Origin of the sequence: Roseburia hominis (assembly GCA_040702975.1) — a bacterium.
Classification (GTDB): domain Bacteria; phylum Bacillota; class Clostridia; order Lachnospirales; family Lachnospiraceae; genus Allocoprococcus; species Allocoprococcus hominis_A.
In genome coordinates, this window is sequence record CP159990.1 from 4,061,412 (window position 1) to 4,084,628 (window position 23,217).

Genomic DNA, 23,217 nt, shown 5'->3' on the forward strand with positions numbered 1-23,217 from the left:
TTTTATTCTCCCGTTATGTATTCATAAATATCTTCTCTTACTGGCACATCTAAATAATAATCAATCTCAAATGCATCATCTTTTGTAGATTCCATAAATATAGGTTCTGGATCTCCCACCGCATATATTTCACCCAAAAAATAAAATTCCTTTGCTTCTTTATCATCCTTATTTTTTCGCACAAACAAGTAAATCCTATTTTCATTATCCTCAGGACTTCTTTTATAAATATGCATTGCATCGCTCGAATTAATTTTTCTAGGATGCTTTGATAAAGCTATCAATTCGCTTGGTGAAATAAATCTGTCCTCATACGCAATTGCATCCTCAGCCTTCTCATAATTGATAAATACAGGTAATGTTTTCGTATCTGCATCATAAAAATATCCGCCTATATTTTGCGCATTCATATTACTTTTCCAATTCAACAATCTGCAAACATCCTCATAAGTGTATTTCTGATACAATTGAAAATTAGTTTTTTTATATCTATCCGAATAATTTATCTGACAATGCTCAATACCAAACGAAACTATTTCAGACACCATATTTGAAAACACTTCATTTTCTAATAGTTTTTCAAAGTGGCTTGCTGCCCTATATTCCCCATTTTCATCATTTTCAACAAAAACACAGCTTTTAAACTTCTTCTGGTCCTCTTTTTTAGGAAATTTATTCGTAAGATTTCTAATAACTGACTCTTTTTCTTTTTCGGAAATGTCAATCCCATATTCTATTTTCAACATTTTTTCAAAATAAATCATCATTCTTCGTTCATGTTTTAATAAATCATTAATAACTGCTAATTCATGGATGCGTTTTCCTCTTGCCATCTTTCGCGACAAATACTCAATAATAGTTGCCTCCTCCTCTGATAACCTTATAGTGTATTCTTTCTCATACTTCACTAAAAAAGCATAATAAGATCCACATTTATCAAATATTTTAGTTATATCAATCGCACCATAATCACTAAAATCTCGGATCTTAGGAATATGTCCCAATTTATGTTTTAAGTTTTGATAGGAATCTTTAATTAATTTCATATCGTTTGTTTTGGCCAAATCAATTGATTCATAAACACGCTTTCTAGCAATTTCATCAAAATGAATGCTAGAACTTCCCGGAATAATTCTTGTACCACCTGAAACATATTTGCGCATGTTATCTTTATTGTAGGAGCGATCTCCGGACAAAGCAACTGGTATCATAAAATTATTCATATAATTACCAATAAAGTCCAGAATAACTACATACTCTTTATCTTCAGTCTTTCTCAATCCTCTGCCCAATTGCTGAACAAATACTATCGGACTTTCAGTCGGCCGCAACATAATTACCTGATTCACTTCCGGAATATCTACGCCCTCATTAAAAATATCAATAGTAAAAATATAATCCAAATAGTCCTGTCTTTGATCATCAACTAGCCTTTCAACACAATCTTCCCTTTCCTCTTGAGAATTTTCTCCACACAAAAATACTGTCCGATAATTTTTTTGATTGAACTTTTTGGATAATTCAATGCCTTCCTCCTTCCTACTGCAGAAAATGAGTCCTTTCACTCTGGTTCCACAATATCCATAATATTCGGCCTTCTCTAAAATGTAATTTACTCGCTCTTCACACACTAAATTTGCAAAGTTCTTTACTCCACTACTATCATTAAAAGATTCTCCATTAATTTCTATATCCGTAATTCCAAAATAATGAAATGGGCATAGCAAATTTTCCTCTAATGCCTGTTCTAGCCTTATTTCATAAGCTATATTATGATCAAATAAACCATAAATATCATATCCATCTGTTCTATCGGGACTTGCTGTCATACCTAGCCAAAATTTCGGAGTAAAATATTCCATTATTTTCTGGTAGCTATTTGCTCCTGCCCGATGTACTTCATCAATGATAATTGTGTCAAACTCATTTCTTTGAAACCTAGAATATATTTCTGGTTTAGCCATCATCTGCATAGTCGAAAAAAGATAATCCGCATTGAAATCCTTAGCATTTCCAGAGAGTAGTCCAAAAGTCTTTGTATCTCCAAAAACTTTTTGATAACTGTTAATAGCCTGTTTTGCAATCTGCTCTCTATGTACTAAAAATAATATTTTATTTGGATTACTTTCTCTAATTGCAAATGCAGAAGCATATGTCTTACCTGTTCCCGATAATGTCAACCCCGTGACACAAACTTTTTGAAAAACTTTTTCCCGTAAATCAAGGCTTTTCCGTTAGTTCATCTCCGAAATCAGACGGAGCGTGTCCTGCAAGTGCCATAAAATGAGACTTTTAGTGTTAGAGAAATGATAACATTCTTTTCTTAATACTATCTAACTCAAAGGAATTTTTCAAGAAAAAAGGCTTGCCACCACAGTAGCAAGCCATTACTAATTATTTAATGGATGAGCCTAAGCGTTTTGCTTCTTCCGTTTTTCCCGATCCAAGCACCTCTCCCAGATTTGTCCAACCAAGATTTCTTTCAAATGTCTCATACCATTTGACCGCCTGGCTGTAGTCACTGCCGCCCGCTGTCATGAGCAGAACACTCTTCCTTGGAAAACCGCCGTATCCCAGATTACGAAGCTCTGCATACAATCTGTCCGTTGCCGTCTTTAGCGGTCCGCTGATTGTCCAGAAGTACACCGGAGAAGCAAATACTACAACCTCAGCTGTCATGAATGTTTTATTGATTTCCGACATGTCATCCTTCTGAATACAAGGATCCTCCGTTCCCTTTTTTGTCCTGCTGCATCCCTCACAGCCAAGGCAGCCGTGAATATCCATCGTCTGTAGATAGAACTCCTTCACCTGATTCCCGGCACTGAGAGCCCCTTCTGAAAATGCCTTGATGAGAGCAGCCGTATTCCTGTTCTTTCTTGAAGCTCCATTCAGGATAAGAATATTAGCCATTGTGCCACCTCCATGAGAACGCTTAGTGCATCATCTCACATTCACCACGTTCTACATACATCTTCCAAAAATCCGCTGCGAGCAGAGCCGGATCACATTTTCCGCCCGGAACAATGCTGTCAGTAACTGTCAGCGTGCCAACATAGATATCCTGCTCCTTCAGCTTGTTGTGAAGCGCAATGCACATTGCTCTGAGAGCAGCCTTATCTATGGAGAGAGGAAGAAATTCATCCATTGGATAAAGTCCAAAACCACCGCCGGTCACAAGGATTGTTCCCTTCTTTTTTCTGAATTCTTCTCCTACTACCTGCTGGATCGCATGATACGCTCCGGCAACATCCACCTGAAAACGTCTCATCAGAAGGTCTGCGTTCTTTTCTTCTTTCAGGTTTGCATCCGGCATAGTGATACCGACATTGTAAAACAGGACATCCGGCACCCCAAACTCAGATTTAACCTCGTCGAACGCTTTTGTTACAGTTTCTGTCCTGGCGGCATCTGCAACTTTGGTATGAACTTCAATTCCTTTGTCCGTAAATTCCTTTTCATACTCTTTCAGATGCTCTGCGTTTCTTGCCATCAGGATAACGCGAAAATCATTCTGCCCAAACTTCTCCGCTACTCTGTTGCCGCATCCGTTTCCTGCTCCTAATACCACAATTGTCTTCTTCATTAAAGTTAGCCTCCTTCTTTTATATGCTCCTGCCAAGCTGATAAGCTTCGCTCATGTATTTACTACGCCCGGTCATTTCCGGCGTGCCGCAGCCTTTTCCAATAACTGAACCCTGATCCTGAAAATCCATGTATTCACAGATTCGTTTATAATAAGCTCTTACAACGTCAAAAGCAGAGTCCGTATTGTCCCATGCCACCGTGATAAATGCTGTCTTCTTTTTCATTCTTGTTAGCTCACCGGTAAAGCTGTAGAACCTGTCAATAACTGCAACTGAGCTGGCCAGTTGTAATAATAGACCGGCATGACAAAGACCATCATATCCGTCTGTCTGATCAAATCCTTCAGCTCATTTTCAAAATCATCCTTTTGTACGCATGTCCCGCTCATGCCGCAACGGTTACATCCCAAACACGGTCTGATATCAGAATGGATCACATCATATTCTTTTATCTCATGTCCGTTCTCTGCCGCACCTTTGATGAATTCATCGGCAATCATATTGGATGAGCCGTGCCTGTTGCCGCTACTCTTTAATACCAGTATCTTCATAACTGCCTCCTTCTGCTTTTTTCTGATCTATTCCTTTTTGCCACTTCCCTCGAAGAAAATGCGTCCATGCAAGGGCAAAGCCAAATCCCCAGCCAAACAGCGTGTTCTGCCAGATCATATGATAACCTATGCCCGGTATTCCCTGGAGAAGATAGGTAACCGCCACGCGAACCGTCAGAGCACCCGTTGCAACAAGAGTAGAAAAAAGTGCATTGTTTGTTCCCTGGAATAGCCCCAGAAGTGGGAAGTACGATGCAAACACCGGAAGGCTGAGCGCCACGAACCGTACATGGTCGGTGCAATAACCTACGGCTTCCGGGCCTAATCCGAATGCCGTTACAATAGGTCTTGCAAACACATAAACCACAATCAGTATGCCTGCCGTAATGATCTCCGAGATCAGAACGGTATGTTTTGCCCCAGTCTTCACCCGATTCAGCCTCCCAGCCCCGATATTCTGCCCTGTAAAAGTACCCTGCGTCGTCATGAGGGCACTTGCAGGCAGAGTCATATAGGTTTCTACCTTCTGTGCAACCGAGAAGGATGCTGTCATGGCCTCCCCATAACTGTTAACGGCTCTTTGGATAAAGACAAAGCCAAATGACACAATAAACTGCTGTAATGCCATCGGAAAGCCTGCTTTCAGAGTCTTTTTCGCAAGATCCCGTTCAAATGTGAGTTCGCTTAACCTCCAGAGAAACACAGGGTACTTCTTCATCATATAAGCAAAGCCTACTACACAGGAAAGCGCCTGTGCGATATCTGTAGCGATTGCAGCCCCTGCCACACCCATGTTCAAGCTGTAAATAAAAAGAACATCCAGTATGACATTTACTGCACTGGCTACCAGCAGGAAATACAATGTCGCTTTGCTGTCACCAATCCCCCGAAGGATAGCTGATACAATGTTGTATCCAAATTGGAATATGAGCCCTGCCGCATAAATCTTGAAATAAGTATCCGCCATTGAGATCAGGCTGTCCGGCGTTGCCAGGATATATTTCAGGGCAAACCGGCTGATGACAATACCTGCCACTGTAGCTGCGATTCCCATAGCGATCATAACAATAAGAGAAGAAGATGCCTGTCTCCGCATATCCTCTTTTCTACCAGCCCCAAAAAGCTGAGCGATCAGGATGCAGGCTCCTGCTGAGAAACCATTTGCCAGCGCAAGAAATGCCATTGTGAGAACACCGCAGGCGCCAACTGCTGCCAGAGGGGACTCCCCTGCGAAATTCCCTACAATGATAGTATCCACCGTGTTATAAAGTTGTTGGAACAACAATCCCAAAAGCACTGGCATCATAAAGGATAAGATACCCTTCCAGGGCGCCCCTTCCGTCAAAGATTTATTATTCATCTGGTATCACCACCATCCAAACATGCTTCTGTCAAGATCAAGACAGGTAAGCAGATCCATCTCTTCCGCCGTCAGTTCAAAACCCAGAATGTCCAGGTTCTCTTTCATCCTCTCAATGTGTGTTGACTTCGGGATGATCACGATGCCCTGCTGATAAAGGAACCTGAGCCCCACCTGTGCGTTACTCTTTCCATATCTGCTGCCGATCTCCTTTACCACTGGATTCCGGAAGAATCCGTTTTGTCCGCAGGCAAGCGGCGACCAGGATTCATGTATGGTACCATTTTTCTTAAGGAGTTCTATCATGCTTTTCTGCTGACGAAATACATGTGTCTCAATCTGATCCACTGCAGGTATGATCTTGGCTGTTTCAAGCAAGCTCCTATAGTTTTTTTCCAAAAAGTTCGCAACTCCGATTGCGCGTAGCTTGCCGGCTCTGTAAGCATCCTCCATCGCTCTGTATATCTCATGGAAATCACCCGTAGGTTCGTGGATGAGCAGCAGATCGATATGATCCAGCCCCAATGCCTTAAGTGAGCCGTCTATAGAGGTCACAGTATCCTTATAACCTCTGCCACCCCAGAGTTTGGTTGTGACAAATATCTCATCCCTTGGAATGCCTGATGCTTTGATTGCCCTGCCAGTTGCGGCTTCATTTCCATAGCACTGTGCAGTATCCACCGATCTGTATCCCACTGACAGTGCATCGCTGACGCACTTTTCCGTGACCTGCGAAGGGATCTGGTATACTCCATACCCGATCCTGGGCATCTCCACTCCATTATTCAAAACCACTGTATCTTTCATCATGTCCACCATCCACTAAATTAATCCTGTTTGTGATTCCTATTTTAGTCGTTGCATGATATAATGTCTAATATGAATTTTATTAGGAGGTCATAACTATATGATTATGTTAAACAACAACCTGCGTATTTTCATTACCGCCGCAGAACTGGAGAGTCTCACGGAAGCCGCAAAAAAGCTTTATGTATCACAGCCTGCCATCAGCCAGGCAATCAAGAAGATGGAAGAAGAACTGAATGTGAGGCTCTTTATCCGAAATAAAAGAAGCACCCTACAGCTGACGGAAGCAGGAAAAGACATCCTGGCTCTTGCCTATAAAATGGCAGACCTTGAAAACAAGTTGTACCAACGTGCCTATGAAGAAAACCATCTCATGGGCGGCATGATCCGCATTGCATCGGTTCCCCTTGGTGTTTCACTGATCCTTTCCCATGTACTTCCCATATTTAAAAAGCAATTTCCGGACGTACAGATAGAATTACTCGAGGGAACGCCTTTTGAAGTCAAAAACATGGTTCTAAACTATCAGGCAGATATTGGAATCACTACCTCTCCCTATCTGGGACTATCCCATAAGCTTCTGATGATGGATCATATGATTTCAATAAACCGGGACAAAGCGGTCAGAATTGATTTAAGAAAAGAAAACCTGGATCTAATATTATGCCGTGTTGCCCGGGATTCTATCTCAGAACAGCTTGCGGGTCAGAACATCGACCTATCCCACAGTCAGGTAGTGGAAGCTGCCAGCACCCAGATCAACATGATTGAAAACGGAGGTGGCAGAGGGGTTATTTCAGAACTGATGCTCTCCACAATACCTAATGCGCTTGTACGTGGAACAGTTCTGCCTAAAATGGAAATAGAGATCAGCCTCATCGCCCATGATTTTGATGGGCTTCCTGCGGCGGCAAAAGAAATTTCCGAGATGATCATGCAGAGAGCAATATAAAAATGAGGCCTGCCATCTCTGACAAGCCCCTCACTCACAATATTTACTTCCAGCTGATCCTGACCTCATCTCCGGGATGAACCTCGATACTCTCCACATATTCATCCAGAAGTTCCTCTGTCAGTCTCGTCACCGCAAAGCTCTCATGCACCTTCACCCGGTTCAGCTGCCTGACCTTGTCCTCCGCCTCTGACAGCTGCTCCATCAGCTCCTCATGCTTCTTCCTGAGCGTTTCCACCTCATCGATGGATGCGTCATAACTTTTCTTCTGTCCCAGGGCATAGGCTTCAAACTCCGCCATCCTCTGATCCTTGGCTTTTTCAATCGCCTTCTCTGCTGCCTGGCATTTCTTTCTCAAAGCCTCCGCCTCTGCTGCCGCTGTTTCCTTCTCTGTCTGCAGAAGCTTATCCGACTCTCCCAGATCCATGATATGCTGCTGAATCTGGAACAGGATGTTTTCTTCCAGATAAAAATCATCAATCCGCTTCACGCATCCGTGCATATGATAGATGTTCAGACCTGGACACCAATAGTAATGATGCCCTGAAACACTGTGCCGCAGATTATGACCGCAGCATCCGCACTTCACTCTTCCTACCAGAACATGATGGTCTTTCCGTTTCCACTTCCTGCCGCTCTTTTGGAAGCGTGCCTGCACTTTATCGAAAATCTCCCTGTCGATGATCGGCTCATGGTGATTCTCTGTTACAATCCATTTCTCCGGATCTGTCACCCGCCGGTCGTCCCTGATCTTCCTGCACTCATAAACGCCTTGTACCAAATCGCCGACATATGCCCGGTTCTTAAGCATCCGGAGCATCCCGCTGTGCTGCCAGACAAAGGCTCCGCCCTTAGGGGCAGCCACGCGGATTCCCTTCTCCATCCAGACCTGGGAAGGCGGCTTGACCCCTTCCTCATTGAAGATCCTCGCTATCTCTACCGTGGACATGCCATCCGCATACATCCGAAACAGCCGCCTTACGACCACCGCTTCATCCTCAGATATCACAAACTTGTGCCTGTCCTCCGGATCCTTTGTATATCCGAACGGCGGAGTGGAACATACCGCTTTTCCCTGCTCTTTTACAGCCCTCACGGATGCCTTGATCTTTATGGACAGATCCTTGCTGTACAGGTCGTAGAGCAGATTCTTGAAGTTTACATCAATATCCGCCACATTGCCGGAATACTGATCACTGTCATATTTATCATTGATAGAGATGAACCGCACGCCCATGAACGGAAATATCTGTTCCAGATAAGATCCTAGTTCAATATAATCCCTGGCAAAACGCGAGAAGTCCTTCACGATGATACAGTTGATCTCCGCATTCTTCACTGCGTCCAGAAGAGCCTGCACTCCCGGACGGTCAAAGTTCGTCCCAGAATACCCGTCATCCGAAAACTCGGAAATCTTTGCCTGCGGAAAATGCTCCCGGACATAGTCCCGGAGCAAAAGCCGCTGCATGGTTATACTGTTGCTTTCCTCATGACTGAACTCATCTTCTTTGGAAAGCCTCATGTAAATCGCTATATTCATGACTTGCCACCACCTTCCAGTTCGCGGATTTCTTTGCCGGAATAGGTAAAATGTATCACAACCCGCCTTCCCTTGAACACCTCGATCTTGTCTATCAGGACATGGAGTACTTCCGCTGTCAGCGGTGTACCCTTCTTACACTTCATCAGCGTCCGCAGATAGTGATTCCTCTTCTCCGTCTTGCCGTCAGTCTCTGCCAGCCTTCTCTCCAGAACCTTCTGCCTGTCCTGCAGCCTTCGTATATCTTTCTTCCTTTTTTCCGCCGATTCCGTCATGGCCTGCTCGTCTATCTCTCCGGAACGGTACCGGATATAATCTTCGCTGCCGGTCTTCTTCATTTCCTCGACCTTATAGGCGATATCCGTAATCTCCTTCTCCATTTTTTTCTTCTCATTCTCAGCCTGCCTTTTGCTTGCAGCGACCAGATCCTTCTGCTTTGTGGATGCCAGGGAAAACTCTTTCTCCAGTGCTTCCTCTACCAGCCGGTTCAATATGATCAGGGAAATCCTGTCATTATCACATCTGCGGTCATCAATCGTTTCTTTGTTCACGCACCTGTACTGATAATTCCTGACCTTGCCGCCGGAACGGTTGGTAAGACCGCATTCCCTTGTGAACTTACTGCCACACAGACCGCAATAGATCAGATCCTTATAGATGTCCTCTCCCATCGGCAGATTCCTGGATGAACCGGAAGAGAACCTCTGAGACCTCGCTTCAAACTGTCTGGCCACTTCCTGGAACACCTCTTCGGAAATGATCGGCTCATGGTTATTCTCACGGACCTTAAGCTCCCCGGTCAGAACCTTCGTGCTTGTCCTTCCGCTGACTCGCTCACCGTCCTTCTGCTCGCAGATCAGCCACCCGATATACGCGCAGTTATTCAGAATCTGGTTCAGCGTTGCCTTGTGCCAGTTATGCAGTTCCTCTCCGTCCTGCTGATGCACATGGCCGTATTTCCTGTAATCGCTCGGCCTGTGGATCTTCTCAGTATAAAGCCATTCAATCATCTCCACATAACCTTCGCCGCGCAGAAACCGGTCAAACAATTCCCTGACGATCACCGCAGCTTCCTCATTGATGACAAGCACCCTACGGTTGCCTTCTTTCACTACATCATATCCATAGACCGGATGGCACCCCGAGAAGCTTCCCCTCTCAAACTGCTTCACCCTGGAGCTCCGGATCTTCACTGCGATATCCTTTGCATACAGTTCATTGACCAAATTCTTCAGCTGTACTCCCAAAGTCTCCGGATCCCCGTCCATGTTATCGAAATTATCATTGACGGCGATAAACCTGACTCCCAGAAACGGAAATATCTTTCCCAGATAATTTCCCATTTCCAGATGGTTCCTGCCGAATCGGGACAGATCCTTTACCACGATGCAGTCCACCTTCCGCATCCTGACATCCGCCATCAGCCTCTCAAAATCATCCCTCTGGAAGTTCATGCCGGTCTTTCCCAGGTCGCTGTAGCAATCGAATATCTCCATATCCTCATGCGACCGGACATATTCCCGGCACAACTCCAGCTGATTGTCTATGGATTCATTCTTCCTGTCCGTGCCGTCCACCGACAGTCTGGCGTAAATGCCGACAGAATAAACCTTATCCTTCTTCACAGGCGCCGCTGCCTGCTTCTTCTTTGACGTTCTTGCCATTTATACCACCTTGCCTTCCGCTTCGCTGTGCTTCAGGAAGTCGCAGAGCATCGCCACCTTGATGAACTGGTTCTGATGACGGAGCACGACCTGAACCCTCTTGTCATCATACACGTAGATTTTCTCTACCAGATGCACCAGTGTTGTGCGGTTCAGAAACTCCACCTGCAGGACATCCTTGTACTGTTCCAGCTTCATCCCGGCTTCCAGCCCGTTCTTGAAGAGTTCCTTCAGATTCTGCATCTGCTTTTCCAGATCGGACTCGATAGCCGCGTACTTCTCTTCATAGATAGCTGAAAAGGTCTTAAAGTCTTCTTCTCCTATGATTCCCTTCTTATAATCCTCATACAGAGCGGCACGGAGCTTCTTATACTTCTCCTGCTCTGCTTTCAGGTCAACGATCTCCTTGTCAAACGCCACGATATCGTCATAACGCATTTCCAGATCCTTCACCCTTGCGATCACCTCCATCTGGTCAAGGATCAGTTCCACACGGTTCTTGATACCGTAAAGCACCAACCTGTCCAGATCATCCTGCAGGATGCTGTGCCTGCTGCACTTTTTGTTCTTGTTATAGTTGGAGCAGATAAAATAAACCTTCGTCTGCCCTTTATACCGGTTGACCCGCCTCGTCATCTGCTCACCGCAGTCTCCGCAGAACAGAAGTCCGGAATACAGATGGGAAGTATTCTTTCCGCTTGCGGACCGGCAATCCGTTTTCAGAAGCTGTTGCACCACTTCAAACAGGTCTCTGTATATGATCGCCTCATGGGCGTTCGGCACCCTCACCCATTCATCTGCAGGCTTCACGACCGACTTCTTCACTTTGTAATTCACACGCTCAGACTTGCCCTGTACCAGCGTGCCGATATATGTCTCATCCATCAGGATCCTTCTTACAGCCTGTGCCGACCATTTGCTCCGTTTTTTCGTGCGGAATCCCGTAGTGAACTTCTCGCCGTTTGACCTCTTATACTCCATCGGTGAAAGAACGCCCATACCGTTCAGCCTGTCAGCGATTGCTTCAAAGCTGTATCCGTCCACCTTCCACTCAAAAATACTTTCGATGATACCGGCAGCATACCTGTCAACGATCAGGTGGTTCTTATCATCCGGATCCTTCCTGTACCCGTACATGGCAAAAGCGCCGATATACTGGCCGCTCTCACGTTTCATCTTCTGCTGACTCTTCACCTTCACGGAAATATCCCGGCAGTATGCGTCATTGATAAAATTCTTCACCGGCAGCACAAGTGATTCCTCGTTAAAATCAGCTGTCAGCGAATCATAGTTGTCATTGATCGCTATGAACCGGACTTCATGCTCCGGGAACGTCTTCTGTATCAGCCTGCCGGAACCGATATAATCCCTTCCAAGTCTCGACAGGTCTTTTACGATTACGCAGTCGATATGACCTGCTTCAATGTCAGCCATCATCCTCTTGAATGATGGTCTGTCAAAGTTCGCGCCGGACCATCCGTCATCCACATAGAAATCAAAGATCTCCATGTTGTCCTGCTTCCTGATAAAGTTGCGGATGATATCCCTCTGCGATGTAATACTATTGCTCTCCGCCTTCCCGGCTTCCCCGTCATCCTTGGAAAGCCTGAGATAGACAGCCACGTTATAAAAATCTTTCTCCTTCATGGCTTCAGCCTCCTTCTGATATTAGCCAGTTATCCGTCCTACGGGATACGACCGCCATCAGAGCTTTCAGCTGATTCAGCCCTACCGCCACAGAATACCGTGCTTCAAACTGGAAAAACATATACCAAAATCTCAGAGCGGGATTCTCGTCATCCTCTTCGCAAGCTGGACCATCTTATCCTCCAGCGTTTCCTCCGAAGTCTTGGAATAGGTGACCTGCAGAATATAGTCCCCGACATTTTCCGCATATGGATTCTTCGTCTTTTCCAGGAACTCTCTCATACGCTGATTGGCAGGCTTCTGTCTGTCGATCAATATATCTCCCGCATTGTCCAGATCCTCACGTCTCAGATCCCGGATATCCTTATCTTCCAGTCTTCTTAATTCTTCTACCGTTACGACCATTTCATCGCCCGTCCTTTCTGAGAAACCTTTCCTCAAGTCACAGGCAACGAAATGATGCGGAATTTTACCCTCCCACGAAAAAAATCCTGCGAACATCAGGATTCTTCCCAATGCCCACAGGCGGGGTAACAATTCGCTATTCAGTTAAACTTCTGTAGGAAATCCAACAAGATAAAACCAATCCCGTTCTTCAATCTTCCCCAACCATTCGATTTCCTCCAACACCTCTTTTCCATACTTTTCAATCATTTCAACAAGGAAATTTGCGCAGCGTTCCATATTGGCTTTTTCCTTCGGACTCAGCTTCTCAGGTTTCGCTCCATCCTTATATCCCAGAATATACATCACTCAGACCTCCTTCAGCTTTTCTGAAGGTCTAGGTATAAGTTGAGGGCATTTTCCGATTTTTGAGCAAAAAAATAGTGGCTGACAGAGAAAACATCTCACATCAGCCACAATGGTTCTTTTTTATTTCTTCTCCGGAAGTTCTTCCCACATGTTCTCAATCAACTCACATAGGAACTCCCAATTATCTACATCATTCACCAGAATCATTAATCAAGTTCTTGAGCGGTATGATCAGAGAATCCAACTGGCTCTTCCTACCACATCCCAGTCAAAGAAAACCCGATTTTTTAAACCCTGAAAAACAAAAAAAGACTGCAGCTATCCATAAGACAGCCGCAGCTTGAATAATCGTCAGTAATTACCAGTTTTCATATCGCTTCTGTCGATCCAGATTATAAATCTGCTGCATTTCATCTTCGGTCAATTCAAAATTAAAGATATCATAATTCTCCGCAATGTGATCCGGATTGCTTGAACCGGGAATTGCAATATAACCCGCCTGCACCTGCCATCTCAGGATTACCTGGGCTGGTGTCTTCCCATACTTTTCCGCGATATTTACTATTGTTCCATCAGAAAAATGCTCCTCCGTATGACCTCTTCCGCCGAAGGGATACCACGATTCAATTACGATGCCATACTGCGACACATATTCCTGCAGTTCACTGTTCTGATAATACAGGTGATTCTCATTCTGAATAACAGCCGGAACAATCTCGGCATAGGAAAGCACCTCATCCACCTGTGCCTTCGTGTAATAATTTGAAATGCCGATAGACCGTACTTTGCCGTCCCTGACAGCCTGCTCCATCGCTTTATAGACCTCTTCGTCATTAGAACCGGGCTGATGGATCAGCATCAAATCCACATATGATAGATTCAAATCACTTAAGGAATCATCTATGCCCTGTGCTGCCCTGTCATAGTCGCTCGGCATGACCTTGCTTGTGACAAAGATTTCGTCTCTGCTTACTATTCCTTCATTGATTGCTCTTTGGATGCCTCTTCCCACGCCAACCTCGCAGCGATAATATCTTGCCGTATCGATCAGCCTCATCCCGCTTTTCAGTGCATGATAAACGGAATTCTCAGCCTCTTCATTGGACAACGTCCACGTCCCAAGTCCGATCACAGGCATGGTATATCCGCTGTTCAGAGTGATATCCTCTATAGGGTATGCATCCGTTTTTTCTCCATTGGAATCTCTGAAAAACAGAGACAGGACTACATCTCCATTTCCAAGAAGCTCTGTCAGTTCTTGCTGCGTCATCCCTTCAATCCTGCCAAGTCTTGTATAGCTCCATGAATTGGAACCGTAAAAGACAACGATCTGATTACCGGAATACAACACAATATCCCCGGCTTTTGTCACCAGCTGCACATCGTTTTTCGGAAGGCTACTGCCGATTGCTCCCACCTGCTCAAACCCGCCATACATGGACAGTTCAATCTGAAGCGGCGAAGCCTTTGCCAGATCCATCAGCGCCGATACGCTCTCATTATCTTCCCAGGATACGGCTATTTCCCTGTCGCCTATTTTCATCACAAAATCATTCATCCCATTTTCTCCCTGCTCACCTGCATAATCCGGCTGCATCTCTGATTCTGCATCCTTATTTGTCACATCTGTCTGCGTATTCTGCGTAACGACATCTTCAGATGAGAGATTATTTGAATCATGTTCCGCTCCACACGCTGACAGGGAAAAAAGCAGGGCCAACAGGCAAATGAAACACATCCATCTTTTCATATCATCACGACCTCGTCTGAAATTTAACGGGAGAGATGTCCCTCCCGTTAATCATTTTTACTGAAGTTTTTTTCCGAACTCGTATGCTTCCGCCAGTTCTTCCTGATGGTTGTCTGCCTCTCCTGCATCTGAAATGCCGCCGCAGAAAAGTGAATCGACAAGCTCTGCCTTTTCAAAGCAATCCACCCATCCCTGCAGGCCGGATATTGCTTTTTCAGGAACATACTCTTCATCTTCTGTTGCAGTTGAAAGCATATAGACATTACGAAACTTATAATCCGTTGTATAAAGCGGATTGCAACGGTCAAGCAGCGTCTTCATCTGCCCGCTCATCTCATAATAATAGATTGGCGTTGCAAAGACCAGTGTATCTGCATTTTTGACCTTCTCTGCAATTTTCACGGCATCATCTTTAATGACGCACTTCTGCGTCTTCTGGCAGGCAAGACAGCCTTTACAGAAACGGATGTCCTTATCCTTGAGGCTGATATGCTCTACATCGTGCCCGGCATCATCAGCACCCTTTATCAATTCCTCTGCCAGCCTATCGGAATTACTGTTTATACGCAGGCTGGTCGTTATCACAAGTACCTTACTCATCGCACCTACCTCTTACATTTTTTATAGTACTCAACTTAGAACGAATCCTCATTATTTCAGATTCTCTTCAAAGAACCTCTGCATCTTGTCAAACGGGATGATATCCGTTCTGTCATACAGATCCGTATGAACCGCACCCGGAATGATCATCAGTTCTTTGTTCTCCGTATACTTACTGTTCTTCGTCATTGCTGCATAAGCATCCTTACTGAAGTAGCAGGAATGAGCCTTCTCCCCGTGGATCAACAGAACCGCACTGCGGATCTCATTACTATATTTTAAGATCGGCTGATTCATAAAGGACTCGCATCCGATCACATTCCATCCGCCATTAGAGTTAAGGGAACGAACATGATAGCCACGGTCAGTCTTGTAGTAGTCGTGATAGTCTGCAACAAAGAACGGTGCATCCTCCGGAAGTGGATCTACGACACCGCCGCCCAGTTTGTACTCCCCGGTCTTCAAATCCTCCAATCTCTGTGCGCACATAGCTTTCTTCTTCTCATAACGCGCTTCTTCGCTGTCCTCGGAGTCAAAGTAACCGTTCGCGTTTACTCTGGTCATGTCATACATCGTGGAGGCCACGGTAGCTTTAATTCTGGTATCAAGCGCCGCCGTATTAATCGCCAGACCGCCCCATCCGCAGATGCCGATGATCCCGATACGATCTGGATCTACCTTATCATTCAGCGAAAGGAAATCTACCGCCGCCATAAAATCCTCTGTATTGATATCCGGCGATGCCATGTATCGGACATTGCCGCCGCTTTCTCCTGTAAAGGAAGGATCAAAAGCAATTGTCAGGAATCCTCTTTCTGCCATCGTCTGTGCATACAGTCCGGAACACTGCTCCTTTACTGCTCCAAAAGGGCCGGAAACGGCAATCGCGGGGAGCTTGCCTTCTACATCCTTCGGCACATACATATCCGCTGCCAGTGTGATGCCGTATCGATTCACAAAAGTAACCTTGCTATGATCTACCTTGTCGCTCTTCGGGAAAGTCTTATCCCACTCTGCCACCAGCTTTAATTCTTCGTTCTTCATCATGATTGATACCTCCGTATGGTTTAATGGTTTGCCTGCAGCTCTTTTTCCATCTGACGGATCAGAAAGTCCAGGCAATCGACCTTCCTTCCGCTTTCATGCAGCTCATCCATGAGTCTGCACCTGTCTTTCTTCATCTTCTGCAGGGCTTCTGCGATCCTTCCGTTTTCACTTAGGGTGATGATCTCTTTTATAACGGCATCACAACATCCCGCATCAGATAGATTTTGTTTCATTCGCTCATGATCCATAGCATTCCTCTTAATCCTTATGCAGTTCTCTTTGACAATTCCAAGTTTAACATCTTGCCATTCGCCTCGCTAATGGTTATAATGAATATCGTGATATTCCTATTCGGCATATCGCAACAATGATGAATTGGAGTTAGATGCTTATGGAAATACGAACCCTCAGATACTTTCTTGCCGTAGCAAGAGAGGAAAACATGACCAGAGCCGCCGAACTGCTGCATATCACACAGCCTACCCTTTCAAAACAGCTGAAGTCCCTGGAGGATGAACTTGGAAAAAAGCTCTTTACCCGTCATTCTTTCAGCATAAGTCTTACTGACGAAGGCATCCTGCTCAGAAATCGCGCGGAAGACCTTGTCGGTATGGCAGATAAGATAGAAAAAGAATTTATATCCCTCAATGATGTTACCGGCGGAGATCTTTATTTCGGACTGGCAGAATCCTATCAGATCAGAATTCTTGCCAGGGAGATCAATGAATTTAAGAAAAGATACCCCGGACTCAGATACCATATCACAAGCGGAGATACAGAGCAGGTAGCTGAAAAATTGGATAAAGGTCTCCTTGACTTCGCAGTTCTTGCAGAGATTCCGGATGCATCAAAATATGAATCCCTGGTATTTCCTGAAGCTGACATCTGGGGAGTTGTTATGCCATCCGATTCACTGCTTGCGAAGAAAAAGGCTATTCGTGTGGATGACCTTATTGGATTACCCTTATTCTGTTCCGGGCAGGGATGGGAAAAGGATGTTCCCAGTTGGGCTAAAGACAAGATGGACCAGCTGCATTTGGAAGGCTCCTTCCGCCTTTCATACAACGCATCACTTTTTGCCAAAGAACATCTCGGGTATCTCCTGACCTTTGATAAACTTGTGGATACTTCTGCGGACAGCGGACTTGTATTCCGCCCGCTGACACCGAAACTTGAAACCAATCTGTATCTCATCTGGAAAAGATACCAGACCTTCTCGCCGATAGCAGAAAGATTTATGAATCAAATCAGGCAGACTCTATTGCAGCAATAAAAAAAGGCTGGCAGAGCCACCAAAAGCTCCACCAGCCGTCATTCCTATATCTTACGGACGAAATCCAGCGATATCCATCCGATCCCGCTCTTCAGCCGTCCCCAACCTGCAGAGCTGCCTTTACCGCTCCGGACTTCCACGATTGTATAGACACCGACCGGGCAGAACTGCACTCTTCCGTAATCCGTTCCCGGTCCCGACCTGATATTCAGATCCTTAATGCTGACCTTCACCAAGAACGGTACCTTCACCGCCGGCTCTGCTGCCTTCGGCTCATAAACAACCTTACCGTCCGCATCAAACACACTATACCCCGGATTCTGATCAGCACACTTCTTCGCATTATCCAGAATCTTATAAGCCCCCTTCTGGCTCTTTGCATCCGCCCAGTTCTTCCTTACACGGAACCACCGGATCACTTCGCCACCGCCGGAATCCTTTACATCATACTCCGTCAGCTTCCACTTCTCAATAATGGAGCAAAGCTTCTCCACATAGGTCAGACTTGTGGCATACCCGCCATCCTTGATGATCTGCACAGCCTTCTTATAATCAGTACAGCCCTTCAGCCCTCCATATCTCTGCTTCTTCCCATTCATCGCACCAAGCAGATAAGCGGAATGGTCAGCAATCGAATCCTCAAAGCAAGGATATTTCCTAAAGTCAGCCGTAATCGTAACCATGCTGCCGTCAGGATTCTGTTCCTGCGTCTTCTTCGTGTACTTGTTCTTGCCGTCCCAGCTGGATCCGCTCCATGTATTCCCGGACAGGCCGCACTTCATCCCGAAGAGATTATTGGCATTCTGTGCAAGCTCACTCTTTCCATACCCGGATTCCAGAATGAACTGAGCTAGTGATACCGATGCCAGAATGCCGCTCTTCTTCTGGTCAGCCGTAAACAAAGCACCGACCTTCTTGATTGCATCCGCCTCAGACAGATCCTTCAGGACAGATGCCTGCATCCCCTTGGAAGCAGATCCAACATCAGAATCAGAAAATTCCTGCAGTGCCTTCGTCACCTTCTCAGCCAGATCGCCCATCCTCGCATACATCCAGTTCCCCGGACAGGATTTATTAGCAAACCACCTGTGAACCGTCAGAATCATCTCCCCGCTCTTCGGAGAATAATTCAGCGTCTTATCCTTATCCCCGAACCAGATCAGCTTATTCTTACCATTCCTCTTGCAGATATCGATGCAGAGCTCGATCAGGCTCTTGTACACCACATCCCGGAAAGCATAAGGCTCCGTGGTATCGGAAGCACACTCGATTGTGATCGCCCTCTGATCATTGGCATTGCTGGAAGAGCACCATGACCGGTTCTTCTCTTCCACATACATCCCGACACGCCCATCCCTGTCGATACCGTAATTGCTGGATGCCTGTGTGCCGGTCTTTTCAAACCATTCCCCAAGCCCCTCAGCCGTACACTGCCCCACCACACAGTGAGGCGTGATCCGGTCAATCGCATGTGTCCTCTGCCCGGAATGATTCGGGCTGAGCTTCGTATAAACCACCATAGAACTGTTTGTATATGCCATTATTCCTCACCTTCCTTTTTATCCTCTTCCTCCTCGCTCCGGTCATGAAGCTGCTCCAGAACCTTATGAAGCTTACTCGGAATTGGAAGTCCTAAGTACGCCGCATTCTCCACCAGCGACAATCCCTCATTGGAGATATAAAAGAAGATCACCGCCGTCCTCAGCACGCTTCCGCTGCCGATCACCTGTGTGTCCAGCAGATGCCCGATGCCTACCAGCGCAAAGATCAACACCTTCCTGCAGATACCCTTGAAGCCCACGGCAGACGAAAGCTTCTTATCCACCACCGCACACATGATGCCGGTGATATAATCCAGTACCACGAAAGCCAGAAGCGCATACAAAAGCCCGTCACAGCCTCCAAGGAAATACCCAAGCCATCCTCCGACCGCGGCAAAAACCGCCTGAATCACATTCCAAAACTCTTTCATCACAAATCCCTCCTTCATTGCATTAAAATAGGGACAGCCAAAGCCATCCCTTGAGAACAATTATTAAGCTGCAAAAAGCCTTTATGTTGCCGTCTCTTCTGTCAGTTCATACGTGATCTTCATCGTCATCTCCGTGGTCTTTACAACCGCCGAAGAGAGATTGTTGATACTGACCATATAAGGCATCAGCATATAGCACATCATATACTCATTTCCGTAGCTGCTTGCCCATGCGAACAGGAACTCCCTGTACTGGAATAGCGGCGTGCCGATTTCTTCGAATCTCGTACTTCCGGATGTCTTTATGACCTCATCGTTGATCGTCACCTGGAAATCACTGCCTATGATCAGGTCTCCAACTATTACCAGATAATTCTCCGATGACCCGGAACCACCCAACGGTTTTAATCCCGAAGTGAAGCCGAAAGCGATCAAAGTCACATCCGTAGAATTGCTGAGATTAATCTTGTAAATTCCCTTTTTGTCATACGCCGGCAAATACAGATACCCGTTACGGATAACGCCCCTCGTCTTCCGCTCAGGATAATTATCCGCCCCAAAACTTCCTATCGGCTGCAGTTTTGCATTTGCCAGTGTCCAAGAGCCTTCCGTAAAGCTATAATCAGACTTTTTTATCTTGATCCACAACATGGTGGCACTTCCCGATGAGTTTCCTTCATTTGAGAATCCGTACCAGTATCCGTCATGCCCGTCCAGGAAGTCCCCATACAATGTGTAACTCCCCAGAAATTTAAAAGTTAAACAGGCCAGCGCTGTCTCTTCCAACACCGTATAGTCGGCTCCATTCAGCCTCTCGTTTAATCCAACAGAGAAAATCGGAAACCTCATCTTCTTAACGATCGCGGAAGAAGTATCAAATGAAATGGAATACATGATCTCATTTTCAAAATCAATCTCCACGGCCTGAAACAGAGGAAGCTGCTTTGCCAGTGAAACATTTCCCAGATCAAGCTTACCGATCTCCAGAAATGGAGTGTTATCCCCCACGCTGCTTCCATAAACATTCAGTCCGCCCTTTGCGGAAGTCAGGGCTACTGCAGCGATTGCGCCGTTTCCCTGTGAAGGCGTAAACTCCCAGACGAAACGATAGCCGTTATCCAACGCCTTGCTTTCCGTCAGGTTCAGACTCCCCCTTGCGGCATTTGCGGTTGAATTGACATTATTGGATGCATACGCACCCGGAAGGTTATCTGACATCGGATAAATATTTGCCGCATCCTCTGTCAAAGTTTTCGGAAACAGGAGAAGCCCTCCGATCATATTAGGGCAGATGGGAAGCAGGTTATCGTTCCAGATGAAGCCGGGATATTCCGTAAATGTGTTATAGAAGATTCCCATCGGGTTGGTACCCAGAATCTCATTCGCCGCATTCGTGATCATATTTTCTTCCGTAAGGCTCTCCACCACCTCACCACTGGCAGCATCCGTCAGAACCAGCGTCATGGTACCTTTTAATCTCTTGCTCATATCATCCCTCCAATATAAAAGGACGGGCAAAGGCTCCAATGCCAGTCCGTCCGGCTAATACTTCCGAAAGTGCTTCATTATGCACAATCCGGTATTCCATGTTCATCACATCCGTCAATGCTTTTGTTCTTAAATTTCCACCGAACTTAAGCCTTGTAATGCTGTCTGAAAGATTGATCGTTCCATCCCATGCGTCGCCTGCTGCCATCGACTGGCCGCTGATAGAAGCAATGATCCCGCCCACATCAATGGAAGCGGACCCGCTATCCATCCTGAGATACACATTAAAGGTATTCGTGTAATTCGGGATGATCCGCTCAATCGGGTAATACAAAAGCATCGTATGCTTCCCGGAATGCCAGGTCTCCATCGGATGATGGATCTCCACGATTTCATCATTCAGCTCAAAGGTCACATACGCAATTGCCTGTCCATCCTCTGTCCAGGACACCGGCAGCTCCACCTCCACTGCCTGTTCTGCTGTTATTCCTATAACCGTACTCTCAGCTTCCGGATCCGCTTCAGCAGAATTGACCTTCACCGATGGAATCACCACATTTCCGTATACCGTTGCAGACCGATTCACTGCAGCCGCCACGGCGTCGATGATAATCTGTCCAAAGAACTGGGCATGATTCTCTTCTGAAGAGGCAAACTGGATGCTGATAATCTTCACATCCGTATCATTCACCGTAAAGACTGATGCATTGGTAAAGGTATGGATTCCTATCTTTCCTGCCTCAATCTGATTCAGGAGCCCGGAGATGTTCTTATCGTTCTTACTCTTCGCCCTAGCAAGCCTTGGATTCTTACCAACGCCCTTCAGGCTCATCCTGCCGCCGATCTTACAGCTCATGGAAGTGACCACAGACATCTTTGCAGAATCTGCCTGACCACCCGTGAACTGAAGCACGTCTCCCAGATCAAGCGCCGGATTTCCTATTGTATCCGATTCGAAGGGCACATAATTCACAATCGCAATGTCATTCAGGATATTCGTGATCAGCTCATGCCTTGTCTCATCCAGACCAAACTGCAGAAGCGGGTTCACCCCTAAATTCATGGTCAGCCCGTTATCCGGATCCAGTGCATAATACTCTGCAATCTGCGTTCTCAGGTTCGTGGAGCTCACCGCTGTATATCTGGTGATGAAATCCGAAAAACTGGATGTGAACCTATGCCTTCTCTCCACCATCAGCACTGGCGTATTCCCATACTTGCGAAGCTCCAGCTGTCCTGCCCTGTTTATCACAAAGAAACCTCCCAGCACCTGCCCCACATAATAGAGCACATCCCTGTAGGTCTCGATATCATTATCCGAATAGATGGACAGGTTCTCCGCACCGTTCGGAAGCGATTCATAAAACGCCTGATCCTGCGCCATTTCCACATGACACGCCGTGCAGCATAGATTTACAAAATCAAAGCCTGTGCCTATGGTCTCAAAACCATTGAAGTTCTTTTCAAACCGAAGCATATAGTCATATGCCTTGATTTCCAGACACTTCGCCCTCCTGTTTGCCTCCGACACCTCGAAGACTCCCATTGGAACCTCTTCATAGCTTCCGCCCTCGACCTGGAGATGATAAGTCAATGTAATGATCGCATCTTCCAGCGTGTACCGGTCGATCTCAGAGAAAAGGGAAATCCCCAGCTCCGCAGCATACACAGTCCCCAGCTCGATCTCCGTGGAACCGCAGCACTGACTAGTGATATATCCACTCCCCTTGACGATGTCATTCCGGTCAAAGTCATAGACATTCCCGGCTTTTGTCGTGATCCTGCCCGTCCAGTAATATTTTCTTGTATTTGCCTTCACAGCATTAAGGAAGGCATTGCTCACTGGATACATAAACGTCCTCCTTAAAACTCCTTCAACGTAAACGACACCTCCCACAGCCCTCCATAGGAAGTATCCGCCGCCAGCTTGCTTTTGAAACCGTCAATATACATCTCCGTATTCACGGTGTTCATGGTCTCCGTGTCCAGGTATCCTACCGTGATCTTCGCCAGCTTCTTGTATGCGGACAGCTTCATCAACCACATCTTCGACACATGGAAACTCACGCTGATTTCCACGATGCCCTCCCGGACGACATCCCGCTGGGTAGTCCCTGCCTCCGTCACGCCACCGCTGTCCGCCTCCACATCGGAAAGCCCGATGGAATAAGAGGCAGGCATCGGAATATTCTCATTATTGAAAATAAGGTACTGCAAATGTGCCAT

At 46.1% G+C, this 23,217-nt stretch carries 23 protein-coding genes; 2 read left to right on the forward strand and 21 right to left on the reverse strand.

Going from position 1 to position 23,217, the window contains the following annotated elements:
• Window positions 1-2 precede the first annotated feature (2 nt).
• The 7 genes from ABXS75_18865 to ABXS75_18895 all read right to left on the reverse strand — a co-directional run bounded on the left by ABXS75_18865 (window position 3) and on the right by ABXS75_18895 (window position 6,308).
• Window positions 3-2,180 carry a DUF3427 domain-containing protein gene (locus ABXS75_18865; protein ID XCP85059.1) on the reverse strand — a complete coding sequence of 726 codons (2,178 nt, stop codon included), beginning with the start codon at window positions 2,178-2,180 and terminating at the stop codon, window positions 3-5.
• 214 nt (window positions 2,181-2,394) lie between these two features.
• A complete protein-coding gene (locus ABXS75_18870) occupies window positions 2,395-2,913 on the reverse strand; it encodes a flavodoxin family protein (GenBank protein ID XCP85060.1) in 519 nt (172 codons plus the stop codon).
• Window positions 2,914-2,935: 22 nt separating this feature from the next.
• Window positions 2,936-3,586: an SDR family NAD(P)-dependent oxidoreductase gene (locus ABXS75_18875; protein ID XCP85061.1), complete on the reverse strand. Its 651-nt coding sequence runs from the start codon at window positions 3,584-3,586 to the stop codon at window positions 2,936-2,938.
• A 19-nt stretch (window positions 3,587-3,605) separates the two neighbouring features.
• A complete protein-coding gene (locus tag ABXS75_18880; protein XCP85062.1) occupies window positions 3,606-3,812 on the reverse strand; it encodes a hypothetical protein in 207 nt (68 codons plus the stop codon).
• Between the two features lie 5 nt (window positions 3,813-3,817).
• Complete coding sequence (locus ABXS75_18885) at window positions 3,818-4,138, reverse strand: flavodoxin family protein (protein XCP85063.1); 321 nt, start codon at window positions 4,136-4,138, stop codon at window positions 3,818-3,820.
• Window positions 4,113-5,498, reverse strand: coding sequence for an MATE family efflux transporter (locus ABXS75_18890; protein XCP85064.1), 1,386 nt, complete (start codon window positions 5,496-5,498; stop codon window positions 4,113-4,115). The genes ABXS75_18885 and ABXS75_18890 overlap by 26 nt, the downstream gene beginning before the upstream one ends.
• 6 nt (window positions 5,499-5,504) lie before the next feature.
• The gene (locus ABXS75_18895; protein ID XCP85065.1) at window positions 5,505-6,308 is read right to left on the reverse strand and encodes an aldo/keto reductase; all 804 of its coding nucleotides are present in this window, start codon (window positions 6,306-6,308) and stop codon (window positions 5,505-5,507) included.
• Between the two features lie 97 nt (window positions 6,309-6,405).
• On the opposite strand from ABXS75_18895, the gene ABXS75_18900 reads away from it, so the two are divergent.
• A complete protein-coding gene (locus tag ABXS75_18900; GenBank protein ID XCP85066.1) occupies window positions 6,406-7,257 on the forward strand; it encodes a LysR family transcriptional regulator in 852 nt (283 codons plus the stop codon).
• A gap of 43 nt (window positions 7,258-7,300) precedes the next feature.
• Here the strand turns inward: ABXS75_18900 and ABXS75_18905 are convergent, their stop codons facing one another.
• The 9 genes from ABXS75_18905 to ABXS75_18945 form a co-directional block, all read right to left on the reverse strand.
• Window positions 7,301-8,797 (reverse strand): recombinase family protein, encoded by a 1,497-nt coding sequence (locus tag ABXS75_18905; protein ID XCP85067.1) that lies wholly within the window; start codon window positions 8,795-8,797, stop codon window positions 7,301-7,303.
• Window positions 8,794-10,461, reverse strand: coding sequence for a recombinase family protein (locus ABXS75_18910; GenBank protein ID XCP85068.1), 1,668 nt, complete (start codon window positions 10,459-10,461; stop codon window positions 8,794-8,796). The genes ABXS75_18905 and ABXS75_18910 overlap by 4 nt, the downstream gene beginning before the upstream one ends.
• Window positions 10,462-12,108, reverse strand: a complete 1,647-nt coding sequence (locus ABXS75_18915; GenBank protein XCP85069.1) for a recombinase family protein — start codon at window positions 12,106-12,108, stop codon at window positions 10,462-10,464.
• Window positions 12,109-12,240: 132 nt separating this feature from the next.
• Window positions 12,241-12,609: a DUF6870 family protein gene (locus ABXS75_18920; protein XCP85070.1), complete on the reverse strand. Its 369-nt coding sequence runs from the start codon at window positions 12,607-12,609 to the stop codon at window positions 12,241-12,243.
• A 48-nt stretch (window positions 12,610-12,657) separates the two neighbouring features.
• A complete protein-coding gene (locus ABXS75_18925) occupies window positions 12,658-12,858 on the reverse strand; it encodes a hypothetical protein (GenBank protein ID XCP85071.1) in 201 nt (66 codons plus the stop codon).
• 361 nt (window positions 12,859-13,219) lie between these two features.
• Complete coding sequence (locus tag ABXS75_18930) at window positions 13,220-14,611, reverse strand: aldo/keto reductase (protein ID XCP85072.1); 1,392 nt, start codon at window positions 14,609-14,611, stop codon at window positions 13,220-13,222.
• 57 nt (window positions 14,612-14,668) lie between these two features.
• Window positions 14,669-15,211, reverse strand: coding sequence for a flavodoxin family protein (locus ABXS75_18935; protein ID XCP85073.1), 543 nt, complete (start codon window positions 15,209-15,211; stop codon window positions 14,669-14,671).
• A 51-nt stretch (window positions 15,212-15,262) separates the two neighbouring features.
• A complete protein-coding gene (locus ABXS75_18940; protein ID XCP85074.1) occupies window positions 15,263-16,258 on the reverse strand; it encodes an alpha/beta hydrolase in 996 nt (331 codons plus the stop codon).
• A 20-nt stretch (window positions 16,259-16,278) separates the two neighbouring features.
• Window positions 16,279-16,506: a hypothetical protein gene (locus ABXS75_18945; GenBank protein XCP85075.1), complete on the reverse strand. Its 228-nt coding sequence runs from the start codon at window positions 16,504-16,506 to the stop codon at window positions 16,279-16,281.
• Window positions 16,507-16,649: 143 nt separating this feature from the next.
• On the opposite strand from ABXS75_18945, the gene ABXS75_18950 reads away from it, so the two are divergent.
• Window positions 16,650-17,531, forward strand: coding sequence for a LysR family transcriptional regulator (locus ABXS75_18950; protein ID XCP85076.1), 882 nt, complete (start codon window positions 16,650-16,652; stop codon window positions 17,529-17,531).
• 44 nt (window positions 17,532-17,575) lie between these two features.
• On the opposite strand, the gene ABXS75_18955 is transcribed toward ABXS75_18950, so the two are convergent.
• The 5 genes from ABXS75_18955 to ABXS75_18975 form a co-directional block, all read right to left on the reverse strand.
• Window positions 17,576-19,072 carry a glucosaminidase domain-containing protein gene (locus tag ABXS75_18955; protein XCP85077.1) on the reverse strand — a complete coding sequence of 499 codons (1,497 nt, stop codon included), beginning with the start codon at window positions 19,070-19,072 and terminating at the stop codon, window positions 17,576-17,578.
• Entirely contained in the window at window positions 19,072-19,503 is a 432-nt protein-coding gene (locus ABXS75_18960; GenBank protein XCP85078.1) for a phage holin family protein, read from the reverse strand. Before ABXS75_18960 ends, ABXS75_18955 begins: the two co-directional genes overlap by 1 nt.
• Window positions 19,504-19,584: 81 nt before the next feature.
• Entirely contained in the window at window positions 19,585-20,991 is a 1,407-nt protein-coding gene (locus tag ABXS75_18965; GenBank protein ID XCP85079.1) for a hypothetical protein, read from the reverse strand.
• Window position 20,992: 1 nt separating this feature from the next.
• The gene (locus ABXS75_18970; GenBank protein XCP85080.1) at window positions 20,993-22,843 is read right to left on the reverse strand and encodes a hypothetical protein; all 1,851 of its coding nucleotides are present in this window, start codon (window positions 22,841-22,843) and stop codon (window positions 20,993-20,995) included.
• 11 nt (window positions 22,844-22,854) lie between these two features.
• Complete coding sequence (locus ABXS75_18975; protein XCP85081.1) at window positions 22,855-23,217, reverse strand: hypothetical protein; 363 nt, start codon at window positions 23,215-23,217, stop codon at window positions 22,855-22,857.